Source organism: Streptosporangium carneum (assembly GCF_027922005.1).
GTDB lineage: Bacteria > Actinomycetota > Actinomycetes > Streptosporangiales > Streptosporangiaceae > Streptosporangium > Streptosporangium carneum.
Genome location: NZ_BSEV01000004.1, coordinates 140393 through 161864 on the forward strand (window position 1 = coordinate 140393; position 21472 = coordinate 161864).

Genomic DNA, 21472 nt, shown 5'->3' on the forward strand with positions numbered 1-21472 from the left:
GGCGACGTGACGGTCGTCCGGCCTACCGAGGTCCTGCTCGGCCGGGAGTAGGCGGATGACAAGGTCGCCGTCGTGGAGATCGGGGGGGCTGGTCGGCGAGCCAGGTCCCGGCGAACAAGGCGACCTGTCCGGCGGTGGCGGGATCGACCTCGCCCAGGACGTCCACGGCGAGCACGAGCATCGCCCAGGCGTTGTCCGGGAGGCGCATCGGTGTGGGGCCCAGCGACGGCACGAGCACGGTCGCGTCGGCAGGCAGCCCTTCCCACCGCAACAACGCCGTCTCTTCGTCGGGTTGTGGCGGCGCGGGATGCGTTCCGGGGTCGTCGGGTAGCGGGGCGGTGTTCGGCGCGGCAGCGGCGGGCTGGTGGGGCGGAACGGCATCTGATTCGGTGGTCATGGCGGTGCCCTTCGGGTCGGGGTGGTCGCGCGGTGGGAGTGGTGTCATCGGCGCAGGACGTTCACGCGCTCGCCGCCGAGCAACGGCTTGTCCTCCGGACCGGCGAAGTGTGGGTCGATCCAGATCGGACGGTGGTCGTTTCGGCTGGGGTAGTACTGGTTGCGCCAGTGCCCCCGCACGATCCAGCGGTGCCGGTACTCGCGCGTGCCCTTGCTGAAGTCGTCGTCGGGGCGGTCGGAGGGCTCGGTGCGGGCACGCCGCAGGTCGATGTAGCGCACGGTGGGATCGAGCACCGGGTCGAGGCGTTCGATGCGACGTCGGGCAGCGCGCGGTGCGGTCATCTGTTCCGAGCGCACCAAGGTCTGGCCCATCAGCAGCCACGTCGCGAGGATGGTGCGCTGCAAGGTGATCCTGGCTTCGGTGTCGCGAGAGGACTTGTAAGTTCCGGCGATAAATGGCCGGGAAGACCCAGAGCCATCTGGCCGAGGATGGTCGGCTGACTCCTCTAGCGAAGGTCAGTGGGTACGGCGGCGGGGCGCGAGGACCTCGGTGACCTTGGCGATGGCTTCGGCGCCGGGTTTGACGTAGCGCATGGCGGTGCGGGGATTCTTGTGCCGGGTCTTGCCCATGATGAGCTGCAGCGGGACTTCGGCGTCGCCGAGGTGGGTGGCAGCGGAGTGGCGCAGCTGGTGCAGGTCGAGCCCGGCGTAGGTGTCCAGCAGAACGCGGGCGCGGTCGTAGCCGAGGCGGGCGCGGCCGGTGTGCGGGCAGATGTCGCCGGCGGCCGGGCGGCGGGTCGGGACGGGGCGGCGTTCGGATAGGAACAGCGGTCCGTGCGTGCGGGCATTGCCGTCCGGGAGGCGGAGCAGGCGGGGCAGCAGGTGGGCGGTGCCGGACTCCCAGTACACCCACTCGATCGCGCCGCCCTTTGAGCGGACGGGGGCACGCCGGTGCTCCAGGTCCAGGTCCTCGACATTCAGCGCCAGGATCTCCGCGGCCCGGGCCGCCGTTTCGTAGAGCATCCTCCAGAGCGCTCGCTCGCGCAGCGGGATATCCCGGCGGGACAGCAGCCGGTGGATGGTGGTCTTGGCGACCGCGCGGGTCTCGTCGACGTTCTCCTTGCGGCGTTCGGCGTCGGCCGGGACCGAGGGGGCGGCCCAGTGCTTTTTGGTCTGGCACCAGAGCAGCCAGGAGGTGACGGCGGCGCGGTTGCGGTTCCAGGTCGCCGGCGCGCATCGGCCCCATAGCTCGGTGAGCGCGGCGCCGATCTCGGCGTCGGCCACGTCGGCGAGCGGCCGGTCGCGGCCGAGCAGCGCGGTGACGCGGTCGATGGCCGAGGCGTAGGCGCGGTGGGTGTTGGAGTTGGCGATGCGCGGGGTGGCCAGGAAGGCGTCGGCGGCCGCGGCGAGCGTGACGTGTCCGCCACGCAGGGCGGTGATCTTCGGGGCGGTGCTCATGCCGCCCGCCAGGCTGCGCCTGCGGCAATGTACCGGATAACGTGCCGGAGTCGCGCTCCGCCCCGGCAAGACGTTCGCCTGGTCGCCGTGCCACCGTGATCGCTCATGTACGTGATAATAGGCCGTTATCACGTACATGAGCGTCGCCTGTTGTGTGGCTACCTGATGGGCCGCTGATCGGTCGTAGGGTGAGTGAGGTGAGACTTGGTGAGCTTGCGGAGCTGGCGGTCTCGTGCCGCGAGCGCCCGAGGTTGGGGTTCCAGGGTTTTCGTACCGACGACAAGGTGTTGGCCTTGAGGTGGCCCGCTGATGTTGTCGAGCAGTTCTTGTACGACCACGCCGATTACGACGGCTTCCTACGTGACTATGGGGATGTGGACCTGTCTGCGGTGGCCTGGGATGTCGAGATCATTGCCGTGGAGGATTTCCTTGAGATGCCTACCGGCCCCTCGGACAAGGGCTGTATCGAGGAATACGCCGAGGTCCCCGACCGGTGGGTGAAGGCGCGGAACGCCGGTGTACATATCGGTGTGGAGCAGTGTTGGCAGGCGCACGGGACGTGGAAGCGCTGGCCGATCCTGATCGACCGCGCATTGCTCACTCCAGCTGGGAGCGGTTTGCAGGTCATCGAGGGCAGAACCCGGGTCGGCGTCTTGAGGGGTCTTCATCGTCAAGGAGTCTTCGTGGCGGGACGGCACCTGGCCTGGGTCGGGCGTTCCGCGGCGTGAACCGGTACTGCGAGCAGTCTGAAGCCGCGCTGATCCGCCCTTGAAGTGATCAATCTCAGGTGCCGCCGACATCTGCTGCACACCGGCCGGACCCGCCTCGGTTACGACCGCGCCCGCGTCCTGCTGGAGAAGTACGCCGGGCTCGACCTGCACCAGCTGCGCCACTCTGCAGTCACCCATCTCGGCGAGGCCGAGGTGCCGCTGCAGCTCATCATGGGCAAGAACCGGCGCAAAACGCCATGCGCTACGTCAAACCCGGGCCTGAGGCCATCGTCAAGGTCACCGAGGTCCTGGCACCCCGCCGCCGTACCCACTGATCAACTGACTGGCGGCTTGCTGGAGCTGGAGAGTCCGGGCCATCACGGATCACTAACAGGCCAAGAAGCCCCAGGTCGCTACCGCTAATTTCTGCACTCAGCCTCCTCGAAGGCCGGTACCGAATGCAAACCCCTCTGGGGTAGCGCCAAAATCCGGTCCGATCCTCCCCGAAGGCCTATCGGGTAATGCGCTAAATGGGGGTTCTGTCCTGTTTGGTTGTGGGTCGGCGTAGCGTAGATGATCGTTCCGATGCCTCAGGACCACGATCTTCATCGTCCGAGCAGCGTCGCCTCAGATCATTCGCCCACATCGAACTCTCTCTCCTTCGCCTTCAGGGCACATGAATACGGCAGAAGGGATCACACGCGGGGATAGTCGCTGGTCAGCGTTGGGGGGTGCTGCAAAGTGCCTTTGGCGGCGGAGATAGCTTTGGGGTGTGGAGAAGGCTGAGCGGCGGCTCGTCACCGGGCGGCCGCCGAGACCGGCGAACTGGTCGTCGGCGACGCCCTCGGCGGGGCGGTCGTCCATGTCGCACTGACCGGCGGCACACTCTCGGTACGTAGAGGAATCCGGAGGTCTGGCCATGCGGTCACAGGCCAAGGACGCGAGCGCCGTCCAATGCTCGACACGCGGTCGGAAGAACCGGCTGCCCAGGGCCGCCTCGGGGATCCCGCAGCGCGGCGACCGCCACCAGCCGCTTCCCTGGGTCACCAAGGTGGGGGACTCGGAACGCTTCACCGTACAGGCCATCTCGACCCTTGTCGTGATCGATCAGGGCCGGGTCGTCACCCGGCGATCGGGCGCGGCGCCGGTTCCCGCCCTAGGCGAATGGGGGGACGATGCGCTGGCCGCCTGAGCTTTGCGAGACGCCGGACCCGCAGGGGGCCTACCCGCGGCTGAGCGACGCGCAGCTCCAGGCGCTGGCCCCGCACGGCGAGCGGCGCCGCATCCGCCAGGACGACATCCTGTACGCGGAGGGTCTTCCGTGCACCGAATTCTTCGCGATCCTGGCCGGCGAGGTGGCGACGGTCGAGGGATTCGGAACGGACGACCAGGTGATCGGCGTCCATGGGGCAGGTCGGTTCCTGGGAGAGCTCAACGTGCTCACCGGCCAGGTGAGCTTCGTCACCGGCGTGGTGGCCGAGGACGGCGAGGTTCTCGCCGTGCCGGCGGACGCGCTCCGCCGCCTGGTAGCCGGGGATCTGGCACTCGGCGACCTCATCCTGCGGGCCTACCTCATCCGCCGCACGATGCTCATCGGACTGGGGGCGGGCTTCCGCATCATCGGCTCCCGCTTCTCGGTCGACTCCCGGCGGCTGCGGGAGTTCGCGGCACGCAACCGGCTGCCGCACCGGTGGATCGACCTGGAGCAGGACGAGGAGGCGGAGCGGTTCCTGCGGAGCATGAGCGTCACCCCGCAGGAGACCCCGGTCGTGATCTGGCGTGGCGAGACGGTGCTCCGCAACCCGAGCAACGCTGAGCTGGCCCGGGCGATCGGGCTCTCCGCACCACAGGTACAGCAGACCCGATGCGACCTGCTCGTCATCGGGGCCGGGCCGGCGGGGCTGGCGGCGGCGGTTTACGGGGCGTCGGAGGGCCTCACGACGATGGTCCTGGACGATGTCGCGACAGGTGGCCAGGCGGGCACCTCCTCGCGGATCGAGAACTACCTCGGCTTCCCGTCCGGGATCTCCGGCGGCGAACTGGCGGAGCGGGCGGCGATCCAGGCCGGCAAGTTCGGCGCGCGTTTCCGCGTTCCCGCTCAGGCATGCGGACTGCACCTGAACGCGGGCGGTCACATCGTCACCGTAGGGGAGGGCGGCACGATCCACACGCGCGCCCTGATCATCGCGACCGGCGTCCGCTACCGGAGGCTCGACGTCGGGAACCTGGAAAGGTTCGAGCCCACGAGTGTCTACTACGCGGCGACCATGTTCGAAGCCCAGATGTGCGAGCGGGATCCGATCGTCGTTGTGGGCGGAGGCAACTCGGCCGGCCAGGCCGCCCTCTTCCTGGCCCGGTACGCCGCCCGCGTCCGGCTGCTCGTGCGGGAGGACACGCTGTCCAGGAACATGTCCCGCTACCTGGCCGTCGAGATCGAACGGCACTCCCGGATCCAGATCATGCTGAACACCGAGGTCCGGGAGCTGATGGGGGAAGAGAGGCTCGCCGCGGTCGTCGCCCAGAACAACGTCACCGGCGAGCGTTCCACGATCGAGGCCCGCGCGATGTTCATCTTCATCGGCGCGGAGCCGTACACCGCCTGGCTGGCCGACGAGATCGCACTCGACCCGCGGGGCTACATACTGACGGGCGCGGACGCCACCCGGTCCGGTAAGGAAGGCACGCCCGACTTCGTCGGCCGGCCGTTTCCGCTGGAGACGAGCAGGGCGGGCGTGTTCGCGGCCGGGGACGTGCGGAGCGGGTCGGTCAAGCGGGTGGCCGCGGCGGTCGGTGAAGGCGCCATGGCCGTACGGCTGGTCCACGACTACCTACAGGCCGGAGAGTGACTCCGGGCCGGAAGGAAGGACCTCCATGGCTGTCATGGCGGTGTCGAGAATCGAACCCTGGGATTCACCCGTCACCAAGGGGCTCCAGGAGAGCATCCACCGGTTCCGCCTCCTCGATGAGGACATCGAGCTGAAACCCATCCTGGAGCAGCTCGCCACGCTGCCTCCGCTCGACGTGCCGACCGGCAAGGAGACCGTCGGACGCCTGCCCGAGATCGTCGACGGCCGGTCAGCGGCACCGGCTCAGACTTTCAAGATCGTGGATCCGGAGGTGAAGAACCCCGCGACTGAGCAGTGGGAGCGCACGATAGGTGTCTTCGACCTGCTGCTCTGAGGCGATCGGGACTGCCTCGGCGATCAGCTCCGAACGGTCCGCCCCGAACGCCCGGTGAAGTCGGCGCCGAGCCCTCCCAGGGGCGCGGTCGCGGCGAGCAGGAAAGGAGGAATGAACCGTTGACCTGCTGTACGGCGTAGGACCTCTCGCCCCGTCGTCGACGGGAAGGCGATCCTGCGCAATCAACCGCATGCGAGGAAAACATGAGAGCAGTGGTGTACAAGGGACCTCGACAGGTCAACGTCGAGGAAGTCCCGGAGGCGCGCATAGAGCGGCCGACCGACGTCCTGGTGCGGATCACGTCGGCGAATATCTGCGGGTCGGACCTGCACATGTACGAGGGCCGGACCGACTTCGAGCCCGGCCGCTGGTTCGGACACGAGAACCTGGGGCAGGTGATCGAGGTCGGCACCGGGGTTGACAAGGTCCAGGTGGGCGACTGGGTCGTCCTGCCGTTCAACATCTCGTGCGGGCATTGCAAGAACTGCGAGCGTCAGCTGACGAACTACTGCCTGACCGCCCAGCCTGAGCCGAAAATGGCCGGCGCCGCGTACGGCTTCGCCGACATGGGCCCGTACGGCGGCGGACAGGCCGACCTGTTGCGCGTGCCCTGGGGTGACTTCAACTGCCTGCGGCTGGGCGAGGACGCCGAGCAGCGCCAGACCGACTACGTGATGCTCGCCGACATCTTCCCGACCGGCTACCACGCCACCGAGATGGCCGGCGTGCAGCCCGGCGACCAGACGGTCATCTACGGCGCGGGTCCGGTCGGGCTGATGGCCGCCCTCTCGGCGACCATCCGAGGGGCGAGCAAGGTGATGGTCGTCGACCGGCACCCCGACCGGCTGCGACTGGCCGAATCGATCGGCGCGATCGCCATCGACGACTCGAAGGTCGACCCGGTGCAGGCCGTTCTGGAGGAGACGATGGGGCTGGGCGCGGACAACGGCTGCGAGTGCGTCGGCTATCAGGCGCACGAGCCCGACGGCCAGGAGCACCCCAACCTGACGATGAACCGGCTGGTCGCCTCGGTACGCTTCACCGGGAAGATCGGCAATGTCGGCGTCTTCGTGCCTCAGGACCCCGGGGCGGGCGACGAGCTGGCCAAGCAAGGCAAACTCGCCTTCGACTACGGCATGTTCTGGTTCAAGGGCCAGCACATCGGCAGCGGCCAGGCCCCGGTCAAGAAGTACAACCGGCAGCTGCGCGACCTGATCACCGCGGGCAAGGCCGAACCGTCCTTCATCGTCAGCCACGAGCTGCCCCTCGACCGTGCGCCGGAGGCCTACGAGCACTTCGACAAGCGAGACGAGGGCTGGACGAAGGTCGTCCTGCACCCGGAGATGGCGGGGGCGGGTGCCTGACATGGCTGGAGAGCTGAACGGACGCCGGATTGCCATCCTCGCGGCCGACGGGGTGGAGCGAGTCGAGCTGGAGCGGCCGCGGCAAGCGCTGGACGACGCCGGTGCCCGCACCGTCGTGGTCTCCATCACCAGCGGCGAAATCCAGGCGCGCGACCACGACCTCGAAGCCGCCGGCACCTTCACGGTAGACCAGCTGGTCGGCGAGGTGTCGGTCGACGACTACGAGGCGCTGCTCCTGCCGGGCGGGACGGTGAACCCGGACAAGTTGCGGATGGAACCCGCCGCGGTGCGGTTCGTCCGGGACTTCGTCCGGTCGGGCAAGCCGGTCGCTTCGATCTGCCACGGCCCGTGGAACTTCGTCGAGGCCGACGTCGCGCGGGGGCGTCGGCTGACCTCGTGGCCGAGCGTGCGCACCGACCTGCGCAACGCCGGGGCCGACGTGGTCGACGAGCCGGTCGTCACCGACGGCAACATCACCACGAGCCGGTCGCCCGACGACCTGTCGGCCTTTTGCGAGCGCATCGTGCAGGAGTTCGCCAAAGGCCCGCAGGTCGCCGCCGCTGCACATCGGGCGTGACCTCGTCGATCACGAACGTTCGTCCGTCGCTGTCCGTGCCGGCAAAACCGGTCTCCGTCGACGCACCGCGGTGACAGCGCCGCTGGTGAGCTGCTCGTCGAACAGGCCGGACAGGCTGCTCCTGTGTTTGGGGACGTCTGCTGACGGCGGATCGGGCATCCGGTCGGCCCGGACTGCTCTGGTACCGGCTATGCCGAGGTACCGGTACGGACATTGCGACGTTGCCGGTGACCTCCTCTACGTGCCGGATGACCGCCAGGCGCCACCTGGCCTCACGATCGGACGGGGGCTGGGCTGAGATGTGTGGATCTCCGTAGTGGGTCGGATACCCAGGTGTCAACGATGATCGTCAGTTTTAGAACCACCGGTGCCTGCTCGGGCACCGTCGCACACCGCCTGGCGTTGTTCGGCCGTCAGCAGGTCCGGCGCGGGATGCGAAACCCGTCGCGGACGGCCACCCAGGCGATACGCACCTTTCGTGCCTGAATCCGCTGGTGTCATCGGTTTTGTCAAGGGCAAGGGACGGTAGACGCGGGGGCGTCGGCAGACCGGGGCCGCCTGCGGCGTACGAACATACCACCGCAACCTGTGTTAGGAGGCATGATGACCGACAAATTCGCCCGTGCGCTCGGGTGGACCAGCCTCGCGCTGGGCGCGGCGCAACTGGCGGCGCCACGGGCCGTGACCCGCCTGTGCGGCGTCGACGACGCGCCCGGGGCCACGACCGTCGCCAGGCTCGTCGGCGGGCGCGAGCTCCTGCACGCCGCGCTGCTGCTCGGTGCCAAGAACCCCGCCCGGTGGGCGTGGACGAGGGTCGCCGGCGACACGATGGATCTCGGCGTCCTCGGCAAGGCCGCCGCCAACCGCACGGGCAGCCGCCGCATCCGCGTGCTGGCCGCGCTCGGCGCGGTCGCCGGGATCACCGCCCTCGACGTCGCCTGCGCCCGGGGCGGCACCGCCAAGGCCAAGGGCCCGCTGCAGGTGCGCGCCTCCATCACCATCAACAAGCCGCGCGAGGAGGTCTACCGCTTCTGGCGGGACCTGGAAAACCTGCCCTCCTTCATGGTGCACCTGGACTCGGTGCGCGCCATCGACCAGCGCCGCTCCCGCTGGAAGGCCAAGGGCCCGATCGCCGACCTGGAGTGGGAGGCCGAAATCATCGACGAGCGGGCCGGCGACCTGATCGCCTGGCGGTCGGTGCCCGGCACCGGCGTCTCCACCGCCGGCCTGGTCGGCTTCACCGACGGCCCCGGCGGGCGCGGCACCGTCGTGGACGTCTCACTGGAGTACGGCGCGCCCGGCCGCAAGCTCGCCGCCGCCGTCGCCCGGATGTTCGGCGAGCACCCCGAGCAGCAGGTCCGCGACGACCTGCGCCGCTTCAAGCAGGTCATGGAGACCGGCGAGGTGGTCCGCTCCGAGGGCAGCCCCGAGGGCCACCGCGCCCTGCGCCAGCTCCACCAGCGTCCCGCACAACCGATCGGAGGACGGGCGTGAAAGCCAACGTGTGGATGGGCCGCAACCACCTGGAGATCCAGGACGTTCCCGACCCGCAGATCCTCAACGCGCGTGACGCGATCGTCCGCGTCACCTCCACCGCGATCTGCGGCTCCGACCTGCACCTCGTGGACGGCTACATCCCGACCGTCAAGAAGGGCGACGTGCTCGGCCACGAGTTCATGGGCGAGGTCGTCGAGGTCGGTTCCGGCGTGCGCGACCTGCACGTCGGCGACCGCGTCGTGGTGCCGTTCCCGATCGCCTGCGGCGCCTGCTTCGCCTGCGAAGAGGGCCTCTACTCCGTGTGCGAGAACTCCAACCCCAACGCCGGGATCGCCGAGAAGCTGATGGGCCACGCGCCCGCCGGCATCTTCGGCTACTCCCACATGCTGGGCGGCTTCCCCGGCGGGCAGGCCGAGTACGTGCGCGTCCCGTTCGCCGACGTCGGTCCCATCAAGGTCGAGGACGACCTGCCGGACGAGAAGGTGCTGTTCCTGTCGGACATCTTCCCCACCGGCTTCATGGGAGCGGAGATGTGCGACATCAAGCCGGGCCAGACGATCGCGATCTGGGGTGCGGGACCGGTCGGGCAGTTCGCCGCAGCCAGCGCGTTCCTGCTCGGCGCCGACCGGGTCATCGTCATCGACCGCTTCCCGTACCGGCTCAGGCGGGTCCAGCGGACCGGCGCCGAGGTCCTCAACTACGAGGAGGTGAACGTGCTGGACGCGCTGCGCGACATGACCGGCGGGCGCGGCCCGGACGCCTGCATCGACGCCGTCGGCATGGAGGCCCACCATCCGACTCCGGCCATGTACGCCTACGACCGCGCCAAGCAGGCCGCCCGGCTGGAGACCGAGCGCCCGTACGTGCTGCGCGAGGCCATCATGGCCTGCCGCAACGGCGGCGTGGTGTCCGTCATCGGCGTCTACGGCGGATTCGTGGACAAGTTCCCGATGGGCACCGTCATGAACCGGTCGCTGACCATCCGCACCGGCCAGTGCCACGTGCAGCGCTACACGGAGCCGCTGCTGCAGCGGATCCGCAGAGGCGAGATCGATCCGAGCTTCGTCATCTCGCACCGGATGCCGCTCAGCAAGGCGCCGCACGGGTTCGAGCTGTTCAAGAACAAGCAGGACGAATGCAACAAGGTGGTCCTCACTCCATAACGCCGGCCTGCGAGGAGTCTGGATGCAGAAATCAGCGGTAGAACCAATCATGGTCAGCTGCCGCAGATAATGGATGATTATCTGCGATAACGTCGGTCTCGTCCTGGGAGAACACCCCGCGGCGGCGGTGACTCCATGTGCTCATCTGCGATAGAGCCGTGAGGGGCCGTCACGGCGAACGCGCACCGCCTCCGCCCGCCCGCCGACGCACCCGCGCTCGGCTCCGCCGCGGCGGCGTTCCTGGAGACGATCGCCGTGGCCAACACCGTCAAGGCGTACTCGATCGCGCTGCGCGCCCTGACCGCCGAGCTCGGCGAGCAGGCACCGCTGGCCGAACTCGAGGGCGAAGCCGGCGCCGACCGGGTCGCCCGCTGGTTCACCGGCCGCCGGGGCGGCGCGGCCGCCGGGGCGGCGCGGCCGCCGCGACCTTCAACGCCCGCCTGGACGCGCTCGGGTCGGCGTGCGCGTGGTGGCGCGACCAGCACTGGCTGACCGGCGACCCGCTGCACCGGCTCCGCCACTCCGCGCTGACTCACACCGCCGAGGACGGTGATCAGCCATACGCGGCCGGCAGGCCCGCCGCCGGGGAGCGTGTCGTCGGTGCTCATATGGAGCTGCGTCAGCTGCGGTATCTCGTTGTGATCGCCGCGAAGAGGGGAACCTCAGGCGTGCCGCGACGCGGCTGTACGTCAGCCAGCCCGCGTTGTCCTACGCGCTCAGGACGCTGTCGTGGGGCTGCCGGCGGCGCATCGGCTCGCCGGCCGGGAGGGCATGTCGGCCGGTCCCACGGCGTCGAGCTTGTTGCCGAGGTCGGCGTCGTGGGACCTGGCGTGGTCGCCGAGTGAATTCGTCATGGAGAGGCGGCGGCGTCTCTCGTTTTCACTCCTGGCCGCGGCGCAGCGCGCGTCCCGGCAGGGCGCCGGTGGGGACGCCGTCCCGCAGTGCGGTGGTTCCGTTGATCACCACGTGGCGGACGCCGGTCGCGTACTGGTGGGGGCGCTCGTAGGTCGCGTGGTCGCGGACCGTCTCCGGGTCGAAGACCACGAGGTCGGCGTAGGAGCCGGGGGTGATCCGGCCGCGCCTCGCCAGCCGGAGGGTGTCGGCGGGCAGCGAGGTCATCCGCCGTACGGCCTCCTCCAGGCTGAGCAGCCCCTCCTCACGGACGTGCCGTGACAGGATTCTGGCGAAGCTGCCGTAGGCCCGGGGGTGGACCGGCAGGTCGGTGAAGGGCGGTTCGGCCGGCACCGACTCGGAGTCGGAGCAGACCGACACCCAGGGCCGGCGCAGCGCCATCCGGATGTTGTCCTGATGGCCGATGAAGTAGGCCGCCATCGTCTCGGGGTCGCCTTCCACCAGGTCCAGCAGCAGGTCGAGCGGGTCGTTCGCTCCGGCGCGGGCGGCGGCCTGGGCCAGGGTGAGTCCTGCGGTGGGCGAGCCGTCCGCGGCGTTGGACAGCAGCAGTACCTGCTCGGGTCCGCCCGCGGCGAGGTAGAGGTTCTCCCACTCGGCTGAGGGACGTCGGATGGCGGCCTTCATCTCCTCCCTGGCTCTGTGATCGCGCAGCCGCTCCAGCAGCCGGTCCTGGCCGCCCGCGTGGAAGGGTGGGGGGATGACCGCCCCCAGTGACGTGCTGCCTGCCTCGTAGGGGTAGATGTCTGCGGTCACCGGCTGGCCTGAGGCACGGGCCGCGTCGATGAGGTCGATCGCGAGCGCCATCTTGTGCCAGTTGTCCCGTCCGGCGGCCTTGAGGTGGTAGACCTCCACGCGTGTCTCGGCTTCGCGGCCGATGCGCAGAATCTCCTCGATGCCCTCGACCAGGCGAGCGCCCTCGCTTCTGATGTGGGAGATGTAGAGGGCGTCGTGCCGGCTCAGCACGCGTGTCAGGGCGATGAGCTCCTCGGTGGAGGAGTAGCTGTCCGGTGGGTAGATCAGCGCCGAGCCCACGCCCAGTGCCCCGTCGGACAGTTCCTCGTCCAGCAGCGCCGCGGCCTCGTCCAGTTCGGCCCGGGTGAGCGGCCGGTTGTCGTTGCCCGCGCCGAGCATGCGCAGGTTGTGCGACCCGACGAAGCTGGCGATGTTCGGGGCGACGCCCGCCGACGACAGGTCGCCGAGGAAGTCCGCCAGCCGTGGCCAGCCCAGCCGCGTGCCGTCGGCCTCTGTCTTGTCGACGGAGACCGACTCCAGCATGCGCCCGGCGACCGGCCCCAGGGAGAGGCCTTCGCCGAAGACCTCTGTCGTCACTCCCTGATGAAGGTCGGACAGTCCGCGGGGATCTTGCTGAAGTGTCAGATAGGCGTGGCTCAGTACGTTGATGAATCCGGGAGCGACGGCGCAGCCGGTCGCGTCGAGCACCACCGCCTCCTGCGACTCGGGGATGGACCCGATGCCGAGGATCCGATCTCCTTTCACCGCGACATCGGCCGGACGTCCCGGAGCTCCGGTCCCGTCATAGACGGTCCCGCCCCGGATGATCAGCGTGCTGGGCATGCGAGCCTCCCTTTCCACTGCGCCACCTGGGATTGTCGTGGCCTGCCCGCCGCGAGGCCTCGTCGCGACAGCCAAAGAACGCCTCGCCCGTTGGGCAGCCCGCTCAACGCGGCCGTCTCGGAGTCTCAGTAGCAATGAAGAAACTTCCAACGAAGCACGGCCTGACCTTCGGTAATGATGGTCCGGTTGACCAAGGTCTCGTTTCGCTTACGGTGTGCGCACCATGACGACAAGCCGGAGTCGGGGTACGGCTGGGAAGGTCGCCCGCTGAGAGTGGCGCGGGCTCGGGACGCCAAGGTGGCCTGGGCCGAGTGCGCGCATGGTGCGGCACCAGCATATGGATCAGCCTCCGGGCAATGTCGCTGCCCGCGCTTCCGGCATGGATCAATACGGCCACCTCGGACCGGGTGGCCATACGCCCGTCCGGCCCAGGGGAGGGCACGGGCAGAGCCGGTTCCGGCGGCGCGTACGGCCCCGCGCGGGGGCCGGTCACCACGTCCGCGCAGTGCGTGCCGAAGGGGAGCAGGCAGCGATGACGCCAGGGATATCCGTGGACCCGCCAGACGGGAACGATGACGAGGAGACCGAGAACCGGGCGGCGAACCCGGTCAAGCCGTGGCGGGACGATGAAGAGACGCGCATCGAGGCCATGCTGGCGCTCAAGAAACGCACGCCGCTGCAGCGCCGGATCGTGTGGGTGCTCAGCAGCTCGCCCGGCCGGGCTTTCTCGCTGGAGGAGCTGGTCGGCGATCCGGCTGCCGCACCGGCCCAGGTGCAGGAGGCGATCTCCTACCTGAACCGGATCGCGGAGGCTTTGGGGTTTGTGCCGCTGATCAAGGACACGTCCGCAGGGGTCTCGGTCGATCCGGAGACCGCCGTAGTCATCCGTCACGCCCTGGACGAGCTGGAGCGTATGGGGAGCTGACATCTCACGTCCGGCCGCCCCAAGGCCTTGGCGGGGCCCGGGGCGGTCAGTTCGCGGCGGTCTGCTGGTCGTGGTCGCGCAGCATGCGCAGGACGGTCGCGGCCGAGGGGGGGCGGCCCTTCTTCTTGCCGCGGGTGATGACGAGCCGGGCGGCGATGTCGCGCAGGCTGAGGTCCTGACCGCGCAGATGCAGGGCCATGGACAGCATGTTCTCGTCGGTGACGACGGCGCCGCCGATGGCCTTGCCGCGGGCTCTGGCCGATTCGTGGCCTTCCAGGGTGCGGTCGCGGATGTACTCGCGTTCCATCCCCGACAGGGCGGCCAGCACGGTGAACACCACGCCAGACGGGTCGTGGGAGCCCTGCAGCTCGCCGGTGAGGAACTCCAGGCCGATGCCGGCCGCCTTCAGTTGCTCGGCCAGGGCGGCCAGATCGAGGCCGCGGCCGAGCCGCTTGTGCTCGTGCACCACGAGGGTGACCGCCACCCCCGCCGCGCGCAGTTCCCGGGCCAGGGTGACAGCCTGGTCGAGTTCGGGCCGGACGGTGGCGCGGGTGGAGATCTTCTCGGCGAAGACGCGGGTGACGCCGGCGGCCTTGAGCGCGTCGAGTTGGGTGTCCAGGGACTGGCGGACGGTGGAGGCGCGGGCGTAGCCGATCCGCGCGTGCCCGGCCGGTTCGGCGTCGGCCGCGACCGGGCGGGGCAGTTCGATCCAGAGTGTGCCCGGCTTGCGGACGGCCGGGGTGGGGACGTTGAGCGCCTTGGCGAACGCGGGCACGAGCCGGAAGCGGGCGGTGTGGTACTGGACGGCGACCTTCCCCTTGCCGGCCCGGCAGGGAGAGCCGGCCGGGGCGGCGCAGGAGGTCATCGGGCAGTCGTGGGCCTCCACGCGGAGGAAGTCGTCATCGCGCACCCGGAAATCGTTTCATAGGAGCGTTTCAGACTGCCACCTGTTTGCACCGACCTATGAAACAGTGTTCGCCCTGGACGCGCCCGGCCGGAGCCGCTGTTTCATAGGTGTCCGCTGTGAAACGCCGGCCCCCCACAGATCGAGGAAGAGGGACGAGCCAGAAGCTGCCGCCAGGGACAGTAGCCAATCGGGAAAGCCCAGCCCGGCACGGGCTGGGCCTTCGAGCGCGACTTCAGCGAGTGGCGGCGTAGGCGGACAGGATGTGCCGGACGACCGTGTCGGGGCGGGACATCATCACCACGTGCGAGGCGCCGGGGACCTCCTTGACCTTGCCGCCGACCCGCTTGGCCATGAAGCGCTGGACAGCGGGCGGGATGACGTTGTCGGCGGTCGGGATGACGAACCAGGACGGCACGAGCTTCCAGCGTCCGCCTGGGCGGGCGAATCGGTCAGTTGACTGCACTGTCCTCCAGCGCGTCGCGTAAGGCGGCGCGGGAGGTGATGCCGAGCTTGGGGAAGATCCGGTACAGGTGGGCGCTGACGGTCCGCGACGACAGGAACAGCCGCTCGCCGATCTCCTTGTTGCTCAGCCCCGAGGCGGCCAGGCGCGCCACCTCCAGTTGCTGGGCCGTTAGGCCGTGGGCGGCGTTGGGCCGCGCCGACACCGCCACGCCGGTGGCCCGCAGCTCCTGCTCGGCCCGCTGCTGCCAGGCGGTCGCGCCGATCCCGGCGAACAGGTCGGCCGCCCTGCGCAGTTCGGGCCGCGCCTCGCCCGGCTGCAGGCGGCGGCGCTGCAGCTCGCCGAGCGCGAGCCGGACCCGGGCGTGGTCGAACGGCCAGCGCTCGGTCCTGGGCAGCGCGAGCGCGGCCTTGAACAGCGGCACCGCCTCCTCCTCCGGCGCCACCAGCGCCCGGGCGGCCATGATGTGCAGGCGCAGCCGGGGAGCCCGGTCGGCCAGGTGGGCCGCGGCGGCGGCGTGCACCTCGGCCTCGGCGGTCCTGCCTGTGCGTACCGCCGACTCCACCAGTTCGAAGACCGTCCACGGCGCGAACGCCACATACGGGGAGATGACGCCCGGCGGGCTGATGCTGCTCCAGTACGTGTACGCCGTCTCGTAGTCGCCGTGCGCCATCGCGGCCAGCGCGAGGTTGCGGGCCGCCAGTGACAGGTGCAAACCGCTGCCGCGCGGGGCGGCCCACTGCTCGACGGTCCTGCTGTACTCGCGGGCGCTGTCGGCGTCGCCCCGCGCGGCGGCGATCCAGCCCAGGCTGCAGCGCAGGTCGTGGGCCAGCAATTCCAGGTCATGCCGGATGCACAGGTCCAGCCCGGCGTTGGCCGCGCTTTCTGCGGCCTCCCACTGACCGGCCAGGAAATGGTCGTGCGCGGCCAGCCAGTAGCCTCCGGCGGCGTGGGTCACCGCGCCCTGCCCGCTCTCGCCCTCGGTCAGCGCGCGGATGCGATCGCGGTAGTCCGGCAGCAGGTCCATCCAGGTCGCCGCCCGGCACAGCGCGGCCACCCGTCCGGGCGGGGCGTCCGTAGGCAGGTCGTCCAGCGCCGTGCGTACCCGCGCCGCGGTGCTGGCGCCCAGGAAGACGTCGTGCAGCAGCCGTACGTCCTCGTCGCCGCAGCCGGCGACCAGCTCCGTGACCTCCGCCCACTCCTCGGGGTCCTGGGCGTAGGAGGCGGCCATCACCCTGACCAGGGGACCGGCTCCGGGGACGCCGCGCAGCAGGCGGCGGGCGGCGTCGAGGTCGCCGTCGCGCAGCAGGAGGATCTGGGCTCTGACGGCCACGGCCCTGGCCGGATCGTCCAGGTGGCGCCGTGCCTCGTCCAGCAGCCGCTGGGCCAGGTCGAGCTGCCCGGACTCGCCGGCCAGCTCGGCCGCGAGCTCCAGCCGGACCGCGCGGGCCGCCGGGTCCGGGGTGAGGTCGGCCGCCCGCTGCAACGCCTTGACCGCCAGCCCGCTGCCGCCCCGCAGGCTCACCGCGCGGGCGGCCTTCTCGATCTCGGCGGCCACCCGCTCGTCCGGCTCGACCGTGGCCGCCGCCAGGTGCCACATGCGCAGCTCCGGGTCGGCCTGGTGCTGCTCGGCCAGTACGGAGTGCGCCTGGCGCGTCTCCTCCGGCGAGGCCGTCTTGATGATCGCCGACCTGACCAGCGGGTGCCGGAAACGCAGCCCCGACGGCGTCGAGTCGCGCGTGACCAGGCCTGCTTGCTCGGCCTCCAGCAGTTCGTACGGCGACAGCTCGGCCCGATGCTGCAACCGGTCGCCGTCGAGGGCGGCCACCAACAACGTCGTACGGATGCGCGGTGCCAGCTCCAGCAGCCGGCCCGCGAACCCGGTCTCCAGCCTGGTCCGCAAGGACGCGCCGCTGGGCAGCAGCTCCACGCCGACGGACGTCTGCGGCAGCTCGGTGATCGCCAGTGGGTTGCCCGCGGCCTCGGCGAGCACGCGTTCGCGCACCGACGGCGGCAGATCCGGGTGGAGCAGGTCCAGTAGCTGTCCGGCCGCCTCGTCGTCGAGCGGCCCGACCTCCACCATGTGAACGCCGGGCGTGACCCGCTCGGTGGCCGTCAGCGGCCGGCGGGCGAAGATCGCCCGCAGGTCGTAGGGCTGCAGCCGCAGCAGGATGAACATCATCACCTCACGCGTGGGATGGTCCACCCAGTGCGCGTCCTCGACGGCGATCAGCACCGGACCGTCCTCGGCCACGGCGGCCAGCACCGCCAGAGAGGCCACCGAGATCGCCAGCCGGTCCGGCACCGGTCCGTCCTGCATCCCCAGCACCCGCAGCAGGGTGTCGCGGTGGAAGGACTCCACCCGCTCCAGGTACTCCATCACCGGCGCGAACAACTGGTGCAGCCCGGCGAAGGCCAGCTGAGCCTCACTCTCGAAGCCGCTGCCGCCCAGCACCCGCATCCCCCGTTCCCGGGCGTGGGCGACCCCGGCCTGCAGCAGCACGGACTTGCCCACGCCCGGGTCGCCGTGCAGCACGACGTTGGGCAGGACACCGGGGGCACGGTCGATCGTCTGCCGCAGTATGGCCAGTTCCCCGGCCCGTCCGATGAGGTCCACGCGGTGCGTCTCCTTGGGTGCAGTCATTTGACCGATTGCTGCGCCTTGCTCCGGCGGCATGCTGGGCGGGTGCCGCGACTACAGGTGGGAACAGACGTGAGCCTCTTCTACGAGGACGTCGGCGACGGGCCGCCCGTCGTGCTGGTGCACGGCTGGCCTGTGTCGCACCGGTTCTGGGAGCCGCAGATCGGCCCGCTCACCGAGGCCGGGCACCGGGTGGTCTGCTACGACCGGCGCGGCTTCGGACACTCCAGCCGGCCCTGGCACGGCTACGACCACGCGACCTTCACCGCCGACCTGGCGGTCCTGGTCGAGGCGCTCGACCTGACCGGGCTGGCGCTGGTCGGCTTCTCCACCGGCTGCGCCGAGGCCGTCGGCTACGCCGCCGCGTCGGACCGGGTGGCCAGGCTGATCCTGGGCAGCCCGGTGCTGTACCCGGATCCGCTCGCGTACGAGCTCAGAATCGCCGCGCGGCGGCACCGCATCCCCATGCTCGACGATCTGCTGCTCAGGTTCTTCGCCGTCGACGGGCACAGCGCGCTGGACGAGCCGACCCGCCAGTACCTGCTGCGGGATGCCGCGGACGCCTCCCCGAAGGCGACGGCGGACTCGCTGGCGGCCTGGGACGCCGCGGATCCCGGCCCCGAGCTGGCCCGCGTCACCGTGCCCACGCTGATCATCCAGGGCGAGGGGGACGCGTTCGTACCCCTGAAGGACAGCGGAACCCGCGTGGCGCGAGCGCTCGACGGCAGCTCGCTGACGACGATCCCCGACGCGCCGCACGGCGCTCCGCTCACCCACGCCGAGCAGTGGAACGCGCTCATGCTGGAGTTCCTGACGAGATGACGGCATGCGGCGACGGTACGGTCCGGGTGGCCGGCTCCGGTATCAGTCGCGTGACGTATCTCCCAGGGCGTCGCGCAGTTGCGCGCGCGAGGTGATGCCGAGCTTGGGGAAGGCCCGGTACAGGTGGGTGCTGACGGTCCGGTGCGACAGGTAGAGCTGCTGGGCGATCTCACGGTTGGACAGCCCGGAGGCGGCCAGCCGGGCGATGTGCAGCTCCTGCGAGGTGAGAAGTTCGGCGGCCGGGGGGACGCGCAGGTCGCTGACCTCGCCCGCCGCCCGCAGCTCCTGGCGCGCCTTCTCTCCCCAGGCGAGCAGCCCGAGCACGTCGAAGGCGTCGCGGGCCGCCCGCAGCGGCACGCGTGCTTCCTGGATCCGCCGCCGGCGGCGCAGCCACATGCCGTGGGCGAGCTGCAGGCGCGCCCGCGCGGTGGGCCAGGACGACAGGTCAGCGCTCAAGGCGGCCTGGTAGAGCGCCTCGGCGTCGGCGTCGTCGGCCAGCAGCGCCCGCGCGTGCCGAAGACCCAGGTGCAGCAGGGGAGAGGTGCTCTGTGTGGCCACCTGCTCCAGCTCGGCCACCGCCCGCCTGGCCGGTTCAGGGCGGCCGGCCGCGACCGCGGCCTCGGTCAGCTCGCTGATCACCCACTGCTGCCAGATCCGGTGATGGGCGGCGTCGCCCGGCTCGAACAGCCGCCACAGGTGCCCGAACGCCTCGTCGTGCCGCCCCGCGCACAACGCGATCACACCCCTGGCATGCTGGAGTATCGCCAAGGCCGAGCTGATGGCGACGGTGCCGAGCGCGCGCTCGCCCTCGACGGCCAGCGCCAGGCCGCGTGCCTCCTCGCCGCGGAGCCCGGCCAGCAGCGCCAGCATCCCTAGGGCTGCGGACTGCCAGCGCGGCTGCGCGGTCTCACGGGCCAGGCGCTCGGCCTCCTCGGCGACCAGCAGCGCCCCGGCCCAGTCGCCGCAGAAGACCTGGCGCCACATCTGCGTGCTGAGCGCCTGTGTGAGCAGGCCCAGCCTGCCGTGGGTCCGAAGGTCGGCGATTGAGGCGTCCATGAAGTCGCCGACCAGGTCGAAGGCGCCGACCGTGCTCGCCGCGACGCCCAGAAGCCGGGTCAGGGCCCCGTCCAGCCGGGCGCCGCGCACCTTGGTCAGGCCCTCGATGACGTCCGCCCCGCGTTCCACCGGCCCCGCCGTGGCCAGGGTCATCAGCAGTTCGGGGTCGTCCTCGCCGACGGTGAGCCGCTCGGCCAGGGCGATGACGCGCTGACGCTGCTCCCAGCCGGGATCGGTCCACCAGCAGCGGATGGCCGCCGCTCGTACGAAGTTGAGCGCGAGCTCGCGATCACCGGCCGCCTCCACCGCTTCGGCGGTCGTGACCAGCCGGAGAATCCGTGCGGGGCCCTCGTTGCGCCCCTCTTCCAGCACCTCTCCCAGCCAGGCGGCCCTGGCCCGCCGAAGCCCGCCGAGGATGGACGGCTCGGCCAGCGCGAGCAGTTCGGCGGCCTGGTCGCCGCGGCCGAGCTCGAAGGCCAGTTCGGCTGCGGTCAGCAGGCGTTGGGCGCCGACGGCGGGCTCCTCGCTGACCTCCGCCGCACGGCGCAGGGCGGTCACCGCCACCGGGATCGCGCCGCGTTGCCGGGCCCGCGCGGCCACCCCTTCCAGCTCGGCGGCGACGGACTCGTCCCGATGGGCGATCGCGGCGGCGCGGTGCCAGGCCCGGCGGTCCGGGTCGCGGCCGTGCACCTGGGCCAGCGCGGCATGGGCGGCCAGGCGATCGGTGTGACCGGCCCTCTGGTAGATCGCCGAGCGCACCAGCGGGTGCCGGAAACGCAGGGCCTGCTCGTGGAGCTCCACCAGCCCCGCGTCCACGGCCGGGGCCAGCGTCTCGGCGGTCATCTCGGCGCCCGTCACCATCGTGCCGCCGGCCAGGGCGTCGGCCAGATCGATGCCGTCGTTGGCGGCGGCCACCAGGAGCAGCCCGCTGGTGTGGGGCGGAAGCTCGGCCAGCCGCACGGCGAAGGCCCGCTCCAGGCGCGCCGTGAGCGGCAGTAACCCGGCCTCGGCCGTGACGGTCTCGGCCTCCAGCGCGAGCGGCAGCTCGACCAGGGCGAGTGGGTTGCCGGCGGCCTCGCTGAGCATGCGCCAGCGCATGCCGACACTGAGGTCGGCGCTCTGAGCGTCCAGGAGCGCCTCGGACGCGGCGGGATCCAGACCGCCCAGCCGCAGCTCGGGCACGTCGCTGTCGTCCAGGCTGGTGGGGTGGCCGTCGCGCAGGGCCATCAGCAGCACGATCGGATCTGAGCGTACGCGCCGGGCCACGAACCCCAGTACCTCGATGGTGGGCCGGTCCAGCCATTGGAGATCGTCCACCACGATCAGCAGCGGACGCCGGGCAGCCGCCTCACCCAGCAGGTTGAGCACGGCCAGCGCGACCAGGAAGGGCGCGGGGTCGCCGGCCTCGGCCATCCCGAAGGCGCCCAGCAGGGCCTCCCGCTGGCGGGCGGGCAGCTGATCGGCGGCGTCGAGCATCGGCCGCAGCAACTGGTGGAGCCCGGCGAAGGGCAGGTGCGTCTCGCTTTGAACCCCGGAGACGCCGCACACCGTCACCTCGCGTGCCTGCGCCCGCGCCGTGGCCACGGCCAGCAGGGCAGATTTGCCGATGCCCGGCACGCCGCGTATGACCAGGGCGTCACCGCACTCGTGAATGCGGTCCACGAGGCCTTCCAGCTTCGCCGCCTCGCGGTCGCGCCCGAAGAGTGTGATTACGCGCCACCTCTCTCCGGAGCCCCCATGATCGAAGTGTCGCATAAAGTACGTCATGAGACGTATGACTGGCGCCTTGACTTCTCCTAGCATCGGCGTTGCGTCTGTCCTTGGAGTCG

Annotated in this window: 20 protein-coding genes; 11 read left to right on the plus strand and 9 right to left on the minus strand. The window is 70.6% G+C overall.

The genetic code is table 11. The features are described 5' to 3' along the window. Positions 1-22 precede the first annotated feature (22 nt). The 3 genes from PKF00_RS12195 to PKF00_RS12205 form a co-directional block, all read right to left on the minus strand. Positions 23-445, minus strand: a complete 423-nt coding sequence (locus PKF00_RS12195) for a hypothetical protein (protein ID WP_271217567.1) — start codon at positions 443-445, stop codon at positions 23-25. After that, complete coding sequence (locus tag PKF00_RS12200) at positions 442-801, minus strand: hypothetical protein (protein ID WP_271217568.1); 360 nt, start codon at positions 799-801, stop codon at positions 442-444. The genes PKF00_RS12195 and PKF00_RS12200 overlap by 4 nt, the downstream gene beginning before the upstream one ends. Before the next feature lie 111 nt (positions 802-912). Next, positions 913-1854: a tyrosine-type recombinase/integrase gene (locus PKF00_RS12205; protein ID WP_271217569.1), complete on the minus strand. Its 942-nt coding sequence runs from the start codon at positions 1852-1854 to the stop codon at positions 913-915. 197 nt (positions 1855-2051) lie between these two features. Between PKF00_RS12205 and PKF00_RS12210 the strand changes: the two genes are divergently transcribed. The 9 genes from PKF00_RS12210 to PKF00_RS12250 all read left to right on the plus strand — a co-directional run bounded on the left by PKF00_RS12210 (position 2052) and on the right by PKF00_RS12250 (position 10837). After that, positions 2052-2582, plus strand: coding sequence for a hypothetical protein (locus PKF00_RS12210; protein ID WP_271217570.1), 531 nt, complete (start codon positions 2052-2054; stop codon positions 2580-2582). A gap of 901 nt (positions 2583-3483) precedes the next feature. Continuing rightward, complete coding sequence (locus PKF00_RS12215; protein WP_271217571.1) at positions 3484-3756, plus strand: YbbN family protein; 273 nt, start codon at positions 3484-3486, stop codon at positions 3754-3756. Beyond that, on the plus strand, positions 3740-5410 hold the full coding sequence (locus PKF00_RS12220; protein WP_271217572.1) for an FAD-dependent oxidoreductase: 1671 nt from the start codon (positions 3740-3742) through the stop codon (positions 5408-5410). Before PKF00_RS12215 ends, PKF00_RS12220 begins: the two co-directional genes overlap by 17 nt. A 25-nt stretch (positions 5411-5435) precedes the next feature. Next, entirely contained in the window at positions 5436-5744 is a 309-nt protein-coding gene (locus PKF00_RS12225) for a DUF1931 family protein (protein ID WP_271217573.1), read from the plus strand. A 203-nt stretch (positions 5745-5947) separates the two neighbouring features. After that, entirely contained in the window at positions 5948-7108 is a 1161-nt protein-coding gene (locus PKF00_RS12230; RefSeq protein WP_271217574.1) for a glutathione-independent formaldehyde dehydrogenase, read from the plus strand. A 1-nt stretch (position 7109) separates the two neighbouring features. Next, entirely contained in the window at positions 7110-7685 is a 576-nt protein-coding gene (locus PKF00_RS12235) for a type 1 glutamine amidotransferase domain-containing protein (RefSeq protein WP_271217575.1), read from the plus strand. A 600-nt stretch (positions 7686-8285) separates the two neighbouring features. Beyond that, entirely contained in the window at positions 8286-9179 is an 894-nt protein-coding gene (locus PKF00_RS12240) for an SRPBCC family protein (RefSeq protein WP_271217576.1), read from the plus strand. After that, on the plus strand, positions 9176-10345 hold the full coding sequence (locus PKF00_RS12245; RefSeq protein ID WP_271217577.1) for a zinc-dependent alcohol dehydrogenase: 1170 nt from the start codon (positions 9176-9178) through the stop codon (positions 10343-10345). Before PKF00_RS12240 ends, PKF00_RS12245 begins: the two co-directional genes overlap by 4 nt. Before the next feature lie 255 nt (positions 10346-10600). Beyond that, complete coding sequence (locus tag PKF00_RS12250; protein ID WP_271217578.1) at positions 10601-10837, plus strand: hypothetical protein; 237 nt, start codon at positions 10601-10603, stop codon at positions 10835-10837. Between the two features lie 224 nt (positions 10838-11061). Here PKF00_RS12250 and PKF00_RS12255 read toward each other — a convergent pair whose 3' ends face one another. Further along, the gene (locus tag PKF00_RS12255; protein WP_271217579.1) at positions 11062-11199 is read right to left on the minus strand and encodes a hypothetical protein; all 138 of its coding nucleotides are present in this window, start codon (positions 11197-11199) and stop codon (positions 11062-11064) included. A 25-nt stretch (positions 11200-11224) separates the two neighbouring features. After that, positions 11225-12832, minus strand: a complete 1608-nt coding sequence (locus PKF00_RS12260; protein WP_271217580.1) for an N-acyl-D-amino-acid deacylase family protein — start codon at positions 12830-12832, stop codon at positions 11225-11227. 550 nt (positions 12833-13382) lie between these two features. Here PKF00_RS12260 and PKF00_RS12265 point away from each other — a divergent pair. Beyond that, the gene (locus tag PKF00_RS12265; RefSeq protein ID WP_271217581.1) at positions 13383-13757 is read left to right on the plus strand and encodes a hypothetical protein; all 375 of its coding nucleotides are present in this window, start codon (positions 13383-13385) and stop codon (positions 13755-13757) included. 46 nt (positions 13758-13803) lie between these two features. Here PKF00_RS12265 and PKF00_RS12270 read toward each other — a convergent pair whose 3' ends face one another. The 3 genes from PKF00_RS12270 to PKF00_RS12280 form a co-directional block, all read right to left on the minus strand. Continuing rightward, entirely contained in the window at positions 13804-14667 is an 864-nt protein-coding gene (locus PKF00_RS12270; RefSeq protein WP_271217582.1) for a recombinase family protein, read from the minus strand. A 229-nt stretch (positions 14668-14896) separates the two neighbouring features. Beyond that, positions 14897-15127 (minus strand): alpha/beta fold hydrolase, encoded by a 231-nt coding sequence (locus tag PKF00_RS12275; RefSeq protein WP_271217583.1) that lies wholly within the window; start codon positions 15125-15127, stop codon positions 14897-14899. Further along, positions 15114-17741: a helix-turn-helix transcriptional regulator gene (locus PKF00_RS12280; protein ID WP_271217584.1), complete on the minus strand. Its 2628-nt coding sequence runs from the start codon at positions 17739-17741 to the stop codon at positions 15114-15116. The genes PKF00_RS12275 and PKF00_RS12280 overlap by 14 nt, the downstream gene beginning before the upstream one ends. A 96-nt stretch (positions 17742-17837) precedes the next feature. Here PKF00_RS12280 and PKF00_RS12285 point away from each other — a divergent pair, with 96 nt between their 5' ends. Continuing rightward, positions 17838-18587: an alpha/beta fold hydrolase gene (locus tag PKF00_RS12285; protein ID WP_271217585.1), complete on the plus strand. Its 750-nt coding sequence runs from the start codon at positions 17838-17840 to the stop codon at positions 18585-18587. Between the two features lie 42 nt (positions 18588-18629). Here the strand turns inward: PKF00_RS12285 and PKF00_RS12290 are convergent, their stop codons facing one another. Next, a complete protein-coding gene (locus tag PKF00_RS12290; protein ID WP_309298392.1) occupies positions 18630-21446 on the minus strand; it encodes an ATP-binding protein in 2817 nt (938 codons plus the stop codon). Positions 21447-21472: the final 26 nt, after the last annotated feature.